Raw genomic sequence first — 13785 nt, 5'->3', positions numbered from 1 at the left:
GTGCGACTATGCTCGAGAGCTATGCGGAGTTTCTGGCGAAGCAAGGCGGCGAAGACGCTTGCGCAGAGTATTTCTACCGCTGCCGATGGCCTGACGGGTATCGCTGCCCGCTCTGCGGCCATCCGGAGGCGTATACGATCGCCACTCGCCGTCGGCCTCTGTTTGAATGCGTGCGCTGCCGTCACCAGGCTTCTGTTACTTCCGGCACTTGCATGGAAGGAACGCGGACCGCGCTTTCTAAGTGGCTGTTCGCCATCGAGCGCATGAGCGATCCGTCCTCCGGCATCAACGCCGCGCAGCTCGCGAAGCAGATCGGCGTCACCTACAAAACGGCTTATGCCATGATGAACAAGATTCGCGAGAGCCTTCTGCTTGAGCTTGACGGAGCGGAGCGGCTGAGCGGGCGCGTGGAAGCCGGCTTGGCGATCTTCTGCCCTTCCCTGCCTTCCATCGGCGAGCTTAACGAGCAGGAGCATCCGGTAGCTATGGCCATGGAGATCGATGACGCCGATCGTCCCGTGCGCATGACTTGGATGATGCTCGACCGCGAACAGATGAATGGCAGCACCATCAATGCGGAAGCTCGCCAGGTGTTCAAGCGCCGTCACTTCGCTCCCGATCCCGTCAGCCAGGCCGCCGACGTACAGCGGTCCTGGTATTTGACAATTCGCCATTGCCGGAACCTGGCCCCGATTATTCGTGCGGAGTTCAAGCGGATTCGCACAACCTATCGCGGCATCAGAGCAAGCTCGCTGCCTAAGTATCTGGCCGAGGCTTCCTTCCGGTGGAACGCCCGGCAGAACGGAGGCGACTGTGTGCAATTGATGGTGCAAGCTTGCCAGGCTTTCCGACACGTGCAGCGCTCTCCAGCCGGCCTCAGGTCGGCCTGTTAACCTTGCACGCAGCGCAGAAGCCGCCCCAACCCCATCGCCGCTTCCTAACGCCGTCGGTGTCTCTTTGCCGTGCTCGTTACTCCCTGTACTCCCTCCCCTTGTGCACTGCGTAGGCAGCCCTCCTTCGCAGCGCCCGGCAAAGCGTGCCTCTTCTTCATAGCCATTCGAGTTGCCGTTTGCGGCGCGACCTTTTCCTATCGGATTCGTTGTGTCCCCGCTTCGGCTCATCCCTATCCTGAACGAATGGGAGAAGAGATATAATGTCGACAGAGAGGATATGACGCTGGGAGAGGAGCCGACTTTTCCCCCTCCATTGCGCTTCAGCCTTGCAACGTAAAAAGAGACACGGGAGTCCCCGTGCCTCTATCTGCCGCAATGCGCTGCCCCGGCTCGCCCCGCCTTACGAGCGGCCGGCCGCCGCTTCGTGCTGGCCGCGGTTGTGCTCGCCGAGCGGGGCGCCGGCCCCATCGCCGGCCGAATCCGCGGCGGCGTCCGCGGCCGCCTTGACGGCCCACCAGCGGAGGCGCAGGCGGGTGCGCTCGGTCTTGCCCTTCACCTTGACGCCGATGCGGAAGGTCCCCTTCTTCGGGTAGAAAATATACCCGATCTCCACCTGGGGAAGCTCCGAAGCGTACTCGCTCTTCTTGAAGATCGACTGGTTGCCGACGTAGACCGCGTCGCTGCGGCTCCACATCTCGGGGACGATCACTTCGCTCTCTTCCTTCTCGTCCGATACGCCCGCCGAGATGAACGCCGCTCCGCCCCCCAGGCCGTGGGGGATCTCGTCGGAGTAGAACGTCCTCACGCGCCGGTGGTACCACTTCTTCTTCGGCGGAGGAAGGATCGAGATCTCCACAATGCCGGAAGCTGCCTGCTCTTCCTTCGGCTGGTCCTCATTCTCGCCCTCGAACAGACGGAACTCGTCCTTCAAGTCCGGGAACGACTCCGGCGGCGCGGAAGGAGCGGCTCCCGGCTCCGAGCCAACGGAGCCCGCTGCCGATTCTCCCCGGGTGATGCTGCCCTGGGAGGACAGAATCTTGTACAGCATCGTCGCGTTGATGACGTAATCCTGCAGCGGCATCGGCTCGATGCTGTCGATGACGTACGTCGCGCCCATCTGCAGCAGGTTGATCTTGGCCAGGCAGACGGCCGAATCCGATGTGGACTCGAGCGCTCGATCGAGCGAGCGCGAGTAGAACGAGCGCAGAATTCTTCGCTCCGCAGGCTCCTCGCTGACCTCGACCGAATGCTGAACGCGCGACAGCTCGTTGATGAGCTTGTCGCCGACGACGAGGCGCGCGGTTCCGGCCTTCGCCCCGATCGAGCGGATTGACCGGACTTCGCCGGGCTCGAGCTCGGCGGCGCGAACGCGGACCGTCTGCTTGTACACCGTCTGGCCGCCGTCGGTCGGCTCGACGAACCGGATCTTGCCGTCCGCCAGCGGATCGGCCAGCTCGAAGCCGGTCCAGTCGGGCACATATTCGAACTCGACGTGAGCCGTCTGCAGCGTCTTCTCAACCGTCAGCCGGAGGTCGAACACTTGGCCGGGCTCGAGGTAACGCGGCGCCGTCTGCAGAATTCGCACCTGCGAATCGCCGTACCAGACCGACGTGTCCTCGATCAGATGATCGTATTCCTGAAGGCCCGGCGATGGGGACTGTTCGCTAATGAAGAGGCGGTAGCTCTCAAGAATGCGGTTGTGCTCGCTGACGTCGCCTTCCCGTCCGGCCGTTCCCGCTCCCGCGACCGTATGGACCGGCTCCTTGCCTTTCTCGTCGTAGGCGATGCACAGATAGACGTTCTTGGCGTACTCGTTGTTCGTGAAGCCGTCGAGCTGCGACAGCTTGATCGTCACCGGAGACGGAACGACGATCTCGCGGCCGAGCGTATCCAGTGCGGCGCCGGTCTCGATCGAGACCGACTTGTCGTCCACGGCGACGACTTGCAGCCCCGCGACGACCCCGCTTCCGTGCAGCAAGCGATTGATCAGCCTGCGCTTGTCCGAGTAATACGTCTGCTCCGTCATGAAGTCCCGCACCGTCAGCAGCTTGCCGTAGAAGTAACGGTTGCGCTCGAACGGGATATACCTTGATTTGTTCATCCGAAGATCCCCTCTCCACTCATTATTCCAGACGAGAATCCAATCCGAGTCTCGTGTGTTGGTCCATTCGATTGTCTTGGCCCAGGTCGATCGTAATGGTATGATGCGGCATGGAGGATCGGCCGTCCAAGGTCAAGAGCGTCGGTTCGGACAAGACAGTGTTCATGCCGAGATAGGAGTGCAAGTCCATGTACACCCAAGGCTGAAGCACGACCAGCTTGCAGGAGGCGAACGCCGGCTTGAACGCGTCGATCAGATGCAGCAGCGATACCCGCTTCGTCTCCGTGTCGGCGTGCTCGGACTTGACGAGCACATTGAACACGTGCGGGTCGGCCGCGTACAGCCGCTCCGCCACCTCCCCAAGCTCCGGGTTCTCCTTCAGCGGCTGAACCTGCTCGTACTCCAGAATGATCGGCTTCTCTCCCGTATAGATCGAGATCAGCAGTTCCATCGCCGTTCTCGTCCCGCGCAGATTGTACAGAACGTTGGCATGCTTCAGCAATTGCCGCAGCTGCTCCTCCGTCCAGTAATCCTCTCCCTCGATGCCGAGCCAGCCGAGCAGCCATCTCAGCGAGCGGCCGTCCGCCCCTCCGGCGTCGAACACCCGGGTTACCTGCCCGATCCGCCGATCCGTCTCGTCCATAATCGTCTGGAAGATGCTGAGATACCTGGAGAGGAAGTCTCGGCTCGGCTCGTGGCGCTGATAGATGGGAGGCAGATGCTCCAGATAAGACATTCGCGGAAAATAGACTTCCATACTATGGACGACGGGAGCGTGGCTCTCGGAACCGATGAGTTCGAGATAAACCCACAGGTAGCGGCCCTTCAGCTTGAACAGCAGCGCATCCTCCGGGTCGGCCAGCGGCTTCGCCCACAGCCCCGCAAGCGTGCGCAGCTTGTCTTCCATAGAGACGGCCGAATCCGCGATATAGCGGTCGAGGTCCACCTTCCCCTGCCCGATGATGACTTCCTTGCTGTCGGATGCGAAGCAGCGGACGATGATCTGCGTGTCGCTCTTCTGCCGGCTGCTCATTACGATCTTGTGCCACTCCGTCTCCTCGGCGCCGCTGTCCAGCGAGTCGCTGAGCCAGACGCCGAGCCTGCGGCCGAGCGGCCCCCACACCGCCGTCTCCGAGACGGGACGAATCTCTTGAATCGTTCGCCGCTCCGAATTCAGCAGATAGAGGCAGCCTTGGCCGGCCCACAGCAGGTCGCCGCCTTCATTGCCCGCGTAGCCTCGCTCGACTACCTTGCCTCCTGCGCCTATGCGCAGCAGCGAAGGCGAGCCGGGCGGCCGATCGGGGCCGAGATGAGCCCAGACCTGCTCGTCCCCGCTCCCGCAGACGGCGGCGAGTCTGCCCGCATCCTCGGGAATGACAACCGCAGATGCCGAATTCGCCGCGAAGTCGAGGCGATACAGCTCGTTCGCTCCCTTGTCCAGCAACCAGCCGATTCCGGCGCTGCCGATCGAGAGCTGGAAACGTGCGGGCTCCTCGGCCGACAAGTCCAGGCCGTCCCCGAGCGGGATCGGCATCGAGCCAACGGCCTCCCCCGAGCTGTCGAACCTGAGCAGCCGAACTTCTCCTCTGCCGCTCAGGTTCGCCAGCACGAGGAACCCTCCCGCTCCGTCCGACGCGATCAGCGCCCCGTAGAACGGTTCGCCGTTCCAGCTCGACACCGACCAGCGAATCTGGGAGTTCTCGAACGAGAACGACTGCAGCGTCGACTCGGTCTCGGGCAGCAGGACGATGACCGAATCCCGGGTTGCCGCGAACAGCGCCTGCCGCCCGGAGCGAGTCCGCTCCGTGCCGATGATCCGCTCGATATGCCTGCTGGCGAGGTCGGTCCGCCAGATAACGCCATCGCCCCCCAGCAGGAACCAGCGGCCGACTCCGTCCGTCGCCGCCCCTCCGATCGGCGCGACCAGCTCCGGGAACAGGAGCGGATGCCGCCGATCGGGGCGATAGACGAACTCGTTCTCGATCGTGACGCCTTCCTTGACGATCGCGAGCTGGCTGCTCGCGCCGCGCCTCCAATCGGGAGGCTGCCGGAAGGAGAAAAACTTCGGTTCAATCAACGCTAACGCCCCTCCCTCAGAATGACGTCACGAACTCGATCTCGTGATCGCCGGAGACGACAAGCCCGTTCGGCGGAATGCGGACGTCCCCGCCTTCCTCGCGATGGACGCCCCGTCCGTCCGCCATCAGCCATACGTCTTGGATATAGCGAATGCCGGGCACCCGGTGGATCACGTCGTACACGTCGCTCTTATAGATCGGCTTGCCGAATTCCCAGCCGTTCAGCGAATCCTGACCGTACGGCTGCAGCCATTCGGACAGCTTCGCCTTCACCTCGTTCTCCCTGCCCTCGTACCGGGGCTCGACGACGATCACCGCCCGAACCGTCACCCTCACGTATTCCGGAGGAATGACGTGAAGCTTCGTCGTGAGCAGCCGATAGGGCTCCAGATGCCGATGCACGGTCGCCATCATGCCTGCGGCCGGACGCGGCCACGAACGCCTGCTGTAAGGAACGATAACGATCGAAGTGTCGCTGTAGGAGCGCTGGGCCGGGTAATTTTCCAATGTGGGCTTGTAGCCGGGAATGGCCTTCACCCTCGCGATCCGCAGACCCGGAATCTCCATGACTCGCCGCTCCAGATCCTCGGCCGTGACGCCGCAGCTCGGCTCGAGCACCGACAGCTTTGCCCGCTGCATCGCTTCCTTCAGCGTCTCCGGCTCCGCCCCGCCGTAAGCGGGGAACAGGTTCGTCACCTGGAGCGGATAGATCAGGTCGATCTCGTTGTGCGCGACGGCTTTGACATTGCCTTCCTCCCCGACGCCGATCCGATAGCCCGTGATGCGAATATTCGGCACCGCAGAGGCGGGCGGAACCGCCCCGTGCACTCCGTCCGAGAAGCGGACGACGCCTTCTTCCTCGTCGATCACATAATGGAGGCTCCCGGAATACGATTCGTCGAAGTCCAGCACCCTCTCCCAATCCTGCCACACCATCTCGCCGTCGCTCTCCAGACGCCATCCGACCTGAAGCCCGAACTCGTCCGGCAGCAGCGGCACAATCGGCAGCGGGAACGTCTGGCCCGACAGCCCGGTGCCTCTTCCCAGCTCAATCCGGTCCGCGAATTCCGGATCGACGGCAATAATCCGAACGCTCCGCTCGCCGGCCGGCCAAGCCGCCTCGTCCGCGAATCGGACGACGGTCTCGCCCTCCAAGCGCTCGACCGCGTACGAACCCTCGTCCGCATCGAACCAGGCTCCGCCTCCGGTCTTAAGCTGCACGGAGACAAGCCCCGTGCCGAACAAGGCGTGGCCCAGCCGAACGGTCCGGCTGCCGTCCGGCGCCCCGTCGAACAGCTCCGACAGCGCCATCGTCCGTCCCTGCTTCGCGAATACCTCGTTCCACATCAATCTTCTTATGTAGGGGGGATCGCTGTATTCCCCGTCCGCGAGCGTCGCGCGAATGCGATGCACGTTGCCTGCGCCGCGCGGAATCTGGAACAGAATCGGTCCGCTCTGGTGGAAGCCGTACGATTCGTCCCGCTCGAGATCGATAAGCTCCCAGCTTCCGTTCGCCGCTCCCGCTTCATTCGTCGAAGTGTCCGCTTCGTTCGTCGGACCGCCTTCTCGCCAATACCGCCATTCCACCTTGCCGGAAGGGGTGAACAGCTTGTAGCGGGCGGGAATGCGCAGGTCCGGCTCTTGATCGTGCAGTTGGAACCAGAGCGACAGCGGCTTCTCTTCCGGCAGCGACTCCCGGAATTCAATGATCAAGCTCGAGCCGACCCGGCACTCGAGACCGAACGGATGGAACGGAGCGCTTCCCGATTCGAAGTCGTCCGTCACCTCGGATATCCCTTCATCCGTATGGATGAAGATCCGCCTCTCCGTGTCCGGCAGAATCGTCAGGGGCCGAACCGTCTCGAACGGAAGGTCGCCGACGCGAAGCAGCGTGCCGTAAGGGAGCAATAGCTGCGCGGGCGCCTTGGAGAAGCTGACGGAGGTCGTCGCCGGCGAGCGGTCTCTCGGCGCTTCCCCCAGCAGCTTCAGAAATTTGCGTTCGTGGCTTCCCGTCAGCCGATCGAGCTGGAACTGCTGCATCTCCAGATGCCAGGCGAGCAGCTCCAGCAGCGTCATCCCGGGATCGTGCTCGTTCTGATCCGTCCAGGACTCCAGAATGCCGGGAAGAAGGTCGCGCGCTTCGCGAATAAGCTCCTCGAAGGTGCGATCGTCCAGATTCGGCAATGGCAGCATGCGGCTTCCTCCTCTACTTCTTCACTTCTACCGTAATGCGATGGTCGCCCGGCACGAAGATGCCGTGGGGCACGTCGACGATTCTGTCCGCGTTCCATTCCGTCCGCTCGCCGTTCTCCGTCTTGTACACCTCAAGCGCAAGCTGCGGAATGTGCACGACCGGGCCGATGGACTTCAACAGCGCGTAGAACATCGAGTGATGGATCATGCGGCCGATCTCCCAGCCCTGTCCGTCCGCGTTGCCGGAGATCGGATCGAGGAAGCCGTTCAGCTTGCGCACGATCTCCCGCTCGACCGGCACGACATCGTCCATGCTCTTGACCCAGACCGTCGCGTACACCCCGATCTCGAGCAAAGCCGGCGCGATAATCTGCACATTGCCCGGGAACGCGACGCCGGACGCCGCCTTGTCCAGCAGGCTGGCCTCGACGACCCGCTTCAGCTCCTGGAAGTGCGAGCCGCTGCCGATGCCGGACTTCGGATAGACGACAATCGAGACGGCGCCGGGCTCCTTCTCGAGCTTCGCGTTCACGTTCGGCAGGCACTTCACCTTGGCGACGTTCGGATGCGCCTCGCGGGTCAGCCATTCGAAGTCCTCGGCCGTCACCGCCCGGTTGCGATGGCCGAACAGCTTCGGCCCCCGGATCGTCGCTTCTTCAACCGTTCCCAGGTCGCAGCCTCCCGATGCCGGGAACGGATTCGTCACTCCCGCGACGTAGGCGATCGCGTCCTGCATCGTGCTTATCGTTCCGGCCGGCACGTTGCCGCGCTTGCCCCCGCCGGCCGCGTACGTGACGCGCACGGTATCATCCCCGAGCAACTGCGGCTTCTTCCCTTCCTTGCCGTTGCCGAACGTAATCGTTCCGGTCGCGCGGTCGATCCGATAATGGCGATCCTTCGGTCCGGAGCGCAGGAATTGCTCGACCGGATAATAGCGAACCCAGACGCGAAGCAGCTCCTTCTCCGAGTCGCGAATCGTCTCGATCCGGTCCTCCAGCAGCTCCAATTCCTCCAGCTCTTCCTTCGAGATCTCTCCGGTCTCGTCGACCCACACCTCTTCGGACAGCACCGGCTTCTCCGCCAGCACGTAACGTTCGCTCACTTGCTCCTCTGCGGAGTCGTAAATCTCGATCCGCTGCGGCAGCTCGTCCTGGACCGTCTCCTGCTGGACGGCGACAATCGTGTTCAGCGCCGCATTCAGCAGCCGCGGCACGTTCGCCGCTTCGGACGGCTTGTCGTAGCGGCCGTCGCGGTTCACCGCCCGAATCCAATACCGCCGCATGCCGAAGAACTCCGAGGCCGCGTAATCCCGAGGCCCGACGAACTGCACGTCGCCGCTTCGCGTGAAGCCGTTCGTCTCGTCCGCCGCCGGCAGCGGCGCCCAGCTTGCGCCGGCCCCGCCGCCCTTCAGGTACTCCCACTCGATGAACGGGACATCGCTCTCCGCGATCCGCCGCTCGACCATCTGCAAGTACAGATGGATCGGGCCGCGTTCCGGCGGCTGATCGAAGCCGAGCCACAGCGCGGGGTAGCGTCCTTCCATCGCGAGGAACGGCCGGAACACACCGAGGCCCGTCTGCGCCTCCTTCGTCCGTTCCTTCCATTCCATGTTGTTCTGAAGCATCAGCTTCTGAGGAGGACGTTCCGGCCGCTCGTACCCGAACCTCATCCTCAGATTGGAGACGACCGGCGAATAATAGATCGCCTTCGGCGAGTAGGCGTTCAGAATCTGGACGATCCGCCCCCGAATCCAATAGTTCTCCTCCGCGTTCACGGAGATCGGAGCCATGTCCTCCGGGCAGACGAACGAGATCTCCCGCTCCTCCTCGCCCTCCCACGGAACGCTGAACAGCTTCTGGGCTTCCGCGCCGATCGGCAGCATGACCCAGGCGGCGCCGTTCCAATATTCCCATTGGATCGTCGCGACCGTAACCGGATCGAATTGCTCCGCCTTCTCGATCTCGTGCCGCTTCATGATCAGCTTCCAGTTGATATTCGGGGGCTGCTCCGGAATAAGCGTATGCTGGCGAATCTCGGCGCCGAACTTCAACGTAACCGTTGCGCCCCGCTTGGACAGCACTTCCTCGCTCGACACATAGAACAGTCCGAACAAGGCGAAGAAGTCCCCGAACGGCATGCACCCTTCCTCGTCGCTGAGCTGAACGTCGTTGAAGTAGAGCCGGTCGGGCCGGATGCCGTCGTCGTCCCGCGGAGATGCGTATTCGCTCTTGAGCAGCAGGCGGTCGAGCTGCACCTTGCCCAAGGCGGCCGCTCCGCTGCGCTCCTCCATCGAGACGGCGCGGCAGCGAATCCAGCGCCCCGCGACTTCGTCGTGGACGAAGGAATCGACCGGCTGCGTCGCCAGCTTGAGCAGCCGGATCGTCGTTCCCGCCCCGTACGAGCGTTGGAATTCGACCCATTCGCCGCCGCTGTAATATTCCCAGCGAACCTTGGCCGGGTCGGTCAATAGCTGCACCGACTCCAGAGCGGCTTGCTCGTTCTGCCCGTGATGCACGGTCAGCTCCAGCAGAGCGGGGTGGCGGAGCAGGAACAGGTAGTCGTGCTTCAGGTACATCGCGTGCTCCTGAAGGTTGTCCCCTTCCGTTCCGAATACCGCCGTTCCGCGGCCGGCACCGGGCAGAAGGCTCATCTCCCCGTCCGCTGCGAGACGGACGATCCGGTCCAGGCGCGGGCTGACCGACAGCACGTCCGTCAGCCGCGCCGGCGTCAGCAGCGCCGCGCTCGCCGTCTCGAACAGAATCGGCCGCGGCTCGCCGGGAACGGAGGCGGCCACCTGAACGCCGCGCTCGATGAACACCGGCTCCGGCGTTCCTTCCGCCAGTTGGAAGGCAAGCTGGGCGAAGGCGGGCTTCGCCTGCGCCAGCTCGACGTGGAACCGGTTCAAGAAGGCCAGGAAGCTCTTCGCCGGAACCTGGTTCAGCCGCTCGATATTGCCCGAGAGCAGGTGCGCGAACATGAGCGCCAGCGCCGATCCCGGGTCCGGGTCGTCGGGCCTGAATCTCCACTCCGGCGTATAATGGGGAGCAAGCCTCGCGATCTGCTCGATCAGTTGCTCCTTCTTGCGTTCGTCGATCGTCGGGGGGCTGGCCAGCGGCCCCCTTCCCGAGCTTAACTTGGTCATACGACTCGCTCCGATGGTTGGATTTGATTCTTCGACTTGCAATAACGCTTCGGCTTAGTTGGAACCTTCATATAAGTAGAACGGATACACCTGATTGTACAGATTGTTGGTCGTCCGCACTTCGTACTTCACGTGCAGAAGCAGCTTCGACTCGTCGCCGGAGTCCCGCTCCGCCTGCACCTCAATCTCGTGCACGCGAGGCTCCCACATGCGGACCGCTTCCTCCACCTCGGCTTCGATCAGGCGCAGCGTCGTGTCGTCGTTGCTCTCGAACAAGTAGCGGTCGATTCCGCAGCCGAAGTCCGGGCGCATGAGCCGTTCTCCCTTGGCGGTCCAGATAATGATTCGGATCGCTTCCGCGATGTCTTCCTCGTGCTCGCTCATCCTGATCCGGCCGGTCGCCTCGTCGACCTCGATCGGGAACTTCCATCCCCGCCCCAGAAACTCCTTCGACACTTGCTTTCCTCCTCGTCGTCTCAGTTGATTTTGACCATGGAGCCCTTGAGCGTCAGCATTCCGTCGGTCTTCAGGTTCAGCGCGGCGCCCGCCTTGATGTCCATCGTCGCCGACGCTTCCAGCGTCACCTGGGTCGACTTCAGCTTCACGCTCTTCATGCTGCTGATCTCCACGTCGCCCTTGTTGTTGATCGTGATCTTCGTCTCGCCGCTCTTGACCGTAATCTCGTTCGCGGAGCCGCCCTTGATAACAATCGAATTCTGGCCGTTCGCTTCCTTGATCGTGAGCGTGTCGGACTTGTCGAGCAACTCCAGCGTGTGCCCCTTCTTCGTCTTGACCGTGAGCTTGCCGTCGCCGTCGGTGTCGTCGAAGCTCAACTCGTGGCCCCCGCGGGAGTGAAGCTTGCGGATGTTGTTCTTCTCGTCCTTGCCGGCCGGCGGCTTGCTCTTGCTGCTCCAGAGGCTGCCGATCACGATCGGATTGCGCAGATCGCCCATCTGGAAGGCGACCACGACCTCATCGCCGACCTCCGGAACGAACAGAGACCCCCGCTCCTTGCCCGCCATCAGCGTCGCCACCCGCGCCCAACCCGTTGTTTTCTGCTCGTCGAACACGGGGATCGTCAGCTTGACCCTGCCGTAATTCTCCGGGTCCTTGTTGTCCGCCACGATGCCGATGTAGACGCCGTTCACGAGCCCGAGCATCATGTCGTTCATCTGATTAAGAGAGCTGTACATGTCGTCCATCTTCACACCGCGTTTCCTTCGACCTGGAATTGAGTGATGTAGCCGTCGCCGTCGATCGTATGCGTCGCGCTGACGATGTAGTACGGCTGGTTGAGCCGGCTGCCGAGCCCGTCGAGAGTGATGTAGCGGCCCGCGCGGATCTCCGGCAGCCCGATGCATTCCCCTTCGCCCGACACAAGCTTCATCGCCCGCTCGGAGAGAGCCGCTTCCGCTTTGGTCTTCGCGTCCTGCTGGTCGATCGCGTTCACGAAGAGCGTCTCCTCGAACCCGCTGCCCATCTTCTGGAGCAAATCCGCGCCCGTCGTCGAGTTCGAGCCCAGCTTGGTGATCGTCGTCGCTTGCCCGACCGTCACCTTCGCCTCCTTCGGGTCCCAACTGCGGACAACGACCTTGGACACCTGTTCGGCCAGGTTCATCTCGACGTTGAACGCCATCAGCGTCTTGCCCCAGGAGAGCGTCATCAGCGGCGTCTTGTTCTTATTCTTCTGGCGAAAATAAAGCGTCTTCCCGACGACAAAAAAGTCGTAGCTGAGCGTCCGTGCGAGTTCGTTCAGGAATTGGTAGTCGTTGTCCGGCTTCTTGAGGAAGCTCGGGCACGTGGCCTTGGTCTCGTCGATCACGAAGCTGACGGCTCCGTACTCCATGCCGATCTGCTTCACAATGTCCGAGATCTTGATGTCGACGTAGTTGCGGACTCCTCTTCCTCTCATCATCTTGAAGCTGAGGTCCATCGCCGTCACCAACAGTTGGGGAGTGCCTTCCCGCGGGAACCTCGCGTCGATCGCCGTCACGTAGCCGAAGAACACCGGGGTGAGCTGATCCGTGTAGCCAAGCTGAACCTCGAGCGTGCTGCCGAGCTTCACGTTCTTGTTAAACCATTCGAAGTCGCGTTTGATCGGGTCGTACGCGTTGTTGATCGTGAACCGGACGACGTCCGACTTGTCCGCGACCGTCGTCTCGACGGATAAATCCGTAATGGCCATTCCTTCGCGCCCCAGGTCGGAGCCGTCGACGGCTATCTTGAACGCCGGAGCGATGAATTCGCGATATTTATTCTCTAGATCCTCGAACGTATATTGCTCGGTGCCGAGCTTAACGTTGGACATCGGCGTTCACCCCATCTTCACCCGTATAGACGCGGGATTTTGATAACGGAGCCGGGTTCGAGCTTCTTCGGGTTCGAGATGCCGTTCGCCCTCGCGATCTCCCGCCACAGGCCCGGATCCTCGTATTCCTCCGCCGCGATCTGCCACAGTTGGTCCCCCTGCTTGATCGTCCGCTGCTTCGTGCGGTCGGCCGATTGGCGGGGAATGTTCTTGTACTGCTCCTTCACGCTCTGCACCTCGCGGAAGGTGACCGTCAGCGTCGCGCGGACCGGAAGGCCCGAGTCGAGGAACATCGTGTACTTCTGCACAACCTTCTCGACGATGCCTTTGAATTGCAGCGAGCCCCACACGAACTTGCAGAGCGGCGGCGCGTGCAGGTCCTTGTCGACATCGAGCAACCCGACGATCTTCATCGTGTGCTTGCGCACGTCGGTCTGGGCTTCGTAGGAATCGAAGAACAGGTCCATCGTCAGCGTCGATGCCTCCCCGCTTACGAAGTGGGGAATCGGCATGGACAAGCCGGGAATTGTTTTCCACGAGTATTGATTCGCGGAATCGAGCGAATACTCGCTCGGGTTAAACAGAACGTCCACGCGATCGGTAACCGGACCGCGATGGACAAGAATCATCGCCTTCTTAAGCGCCACTCCGCTTCGCCTCCTTCGCTTAGTCAGATGCCTCTTCGTTGTCTGTCCTGCTTCATTCGCTTCGCGAATTCCTTAACCATCCGGTCGGCGAGCCGGTCGACGTCCACCTTCGGCTTCGCCCACTCTTCCTTCGCTTGGGTAAGCTCCTGCTCGATCGTCTTCACGGCGACCTCCAGAGAGCGAATCGCCTGCTCCTCGCGGACGGGCTTCTCCGCCGCCCGGGCGGGCACGTCCAGCCGCGGCAGCGGCTGGCTGACCGGCTCGCTGGCGCTGCTTGCCGATGCCGGCCACATGCTGACCGACAGCCTGGCGCTTGGGCTGGCCTGGTATGCCTTTCACCTCGGCGAGCGGCCGGCCAACAGCCGCCTGACCTATGGCTTCGGCCGGGTCAAGACGCTGGTGGCCTACACCAATGGCATCGCC

At 62.5% G+C, this 13785-nt stretch carries 11 protein-coding genes; 2 read left to right on the top strand and 9 right to left on the bottom strand.

The window, feature by feature from the left end:
- Positions 1-8: 8 nt before the first annotated feature.
- Positions 9-893 carry a transposase gene (locus E6C55_RS29290; RefSeq protein ID WP_136373386.1) on the top strand — a complete coding sequence of 295 codons (885 nt, stop codon included), beginning with the start codon at positions 9-11 and terminating at the stop codon, positions 891-893.
- Positions 894-1293: 400 nt separating this feature from the next.
- Here the strand turns inward: E6C55_RS29290 and E6C55_RS29285 are convergent, their stop codons facing one another.
- From E6C55_RS29285 to E6C55_RS34940, 9 genes are read right to left on the bottom strand one after another with little or no spacing between them, the layout of a single operon-like run.
- Entirely contained in the window at positions 1294-2994 is a 1701-nt protein-coding gene (locus E6C55_RS29285; protein ID WP_136373385.1) for a hypothetical protein, read from the bottom strand.
- A gap of 22 nt (positions 2995-3016) precedes the next feature.
- Positions 3017-5071, bottom strand: coding sequence for a phage tail protein (locus E6C55_RS29280; protein WP_136373384.1), 2055 nt, complete (start codon positions 5069-5071; stop codon positions 3017-3019).
- Positions 5072-5087: 16 nt separating this feature from the next.
- Complete coding sequence (locus E6C55_RS29275; protein ID WP_136373383.1) at positions 5088-7265, bottom strand: putative baseplate assembly protein; 2178 nt, start codon at positions 7263-7265, stop codon at positions 5088-5090.
- Between the two features lie 13 nt (positions 7266-7278).
- Positions 7279-10407, bottom strand: coding sequence for a baseplate J/gp47 family protein (locus E6C55_RS29270; RefSeq protein ID WP_136373382.1), 3129 nt, complete (start codon positions 10405-10407; stop codon positions 7279-7281).
- Between the two features lie 54 nt (positions 10408-10461).
- Positions 10462-10863 carry a GPW/gp25 family protein gene (locus tag E6C55_RS29265; RefSeq protein ID WP_136373381.1) on the bottom strand — a complete coding sequence of 134 codons (402 nt, stop codon included), beginning with the start codon at positions 10861-10863 and terminating at the stop codon, positions 10462-10464.
- A gap of 20 nt (positions 10864-10883) precedes the next feature.
- The gene (locus E6C55_RS29260) at positions 10884-11609 is read right to left on the bottom strand and encodes a phage baseplate assembly protein V (RefSeq protein WP_168735939.1); all 726 of its coding nucleotides are present in this window, start codon (positions 11607-11609) and stop codon (positions 10884-10886) included.
- A 2-nt stretch (positions 11610-11611) separates the two neighbouring features.
- The gene (locus tag E6C55_RS29255; RefSeq protein ID WP_136373380.1) at positions 11612-12715 is read right to left on the bottom strand and encodes a phage late control D family protein; all 1104 of its coding nucleotides are present in this window, start codon (positions 12713-12715) and stop codon (positions 11612-11614) included.
- A 17-nt stretch (positions 12716-12732) separates the two neighbouring features.
- Positions 12733-13362, bottom strand: a complete 630-nt coding sequence (locus E6C55_RS29250; protein WP_211093670.1) for a CIS tube protein — start codon at positions 13360-13362, stop codon at positions 12733-12735.
- 23 nt (positions 13363-13385) lie between these two features.
- Positions 13386-13655 carry a hypothetical protein gene (locus E6C55_RS34940; RefSeq protein ID WP_168735935.1) on the bottom strand — a complete coding sequence of 90 codons (270 nt, stop codon included), beginning with the start codon at positions 13653-13655 and terminating at the stop codon, positions 13386-13388.
- On the opposite strand from E6C55_RS34940, the gene E6C55_RS34935 reads away from it, so the two are divergent.
- Positions 13654-13785, top strand: a 132-nt coding sequence (locus E6C55_RS34935) for a cation transporter (RefSeq protein ID WP_230986914.1), incomplete at its 3' end; no start/stop codon positions are given. The two genes, E6C55_RS34940 and E6C55_RS34935, sit on opposite strands and share 2 nt — an antisense overlap.

It is taken from the genome of Cohnella fermenti, assembly GCF_004801405.1.
GTDB lineage: Bacteria > Bacillota > Bacilli > Paenibacillales > Paenibacillaceae > Cohnella > Cohnella fermenti.
This window is presented reverse-complemented; position numbering and strand designations above follow the sequence as displayed.

What these genes read in the sequence shown, in the direction of transcription:
- E6C55_RS29290 (WP_136373386.1), top strand. Translation starts at nt 9, where the DNA reads ATGCTCGAGAGCTATGCGGAGTTTCTGGCGAAGCAAGGCGGCGAAGAC.
- E6C55_RS29285 (WP_136373385.1), bottom strand. Translation starts at nt 2,994, where the DNA reads ATGAACAAATCAAGGTATATCCCGTTCGAGCGCAACCGTTACTTCTAC.
- E6C55_RS29275 (WP_136373383.1), bottom strand. Translation starts at nt 7,265, where the DNA reads ATGCTGCCATTGCCGAATCTGGACGATCGCACCTTCGAGGAGCTTATT.
- E6C55_RS29270 (WP_136373382.1), bottom strand. Translation starts at nt 10,407, where the DNA reads ATGACCAAGTTAAGCTCGGGAAGGGGGCCGCTGGCCAGCCCCCCGACG.
- E6C55_RS29260 (WP_168735939.1), bottom strand. Translation starts at nt 11,609, where the DNA reads ATGGACGACATGTACAGCTCTCTTAATCAGATGAACGACATGATGCTC.
- E6C55_RS29255 (WP_136373380.1), bottom strand. Translation starts at nt 12,715, where the DNA reads ATGTCCAACGTTAAGCTCGGCACCGAGCAATATACGTTCGAGGATCTA.
- E6C55_RS34940 (WP_168735935.1), bottom strand. Translation starts at nt 13,655, where the DNA reads ATGTGGCCGGCATCGGCAAGCAGCGCCAGCGAGCCGGTCAGCCAGCCG.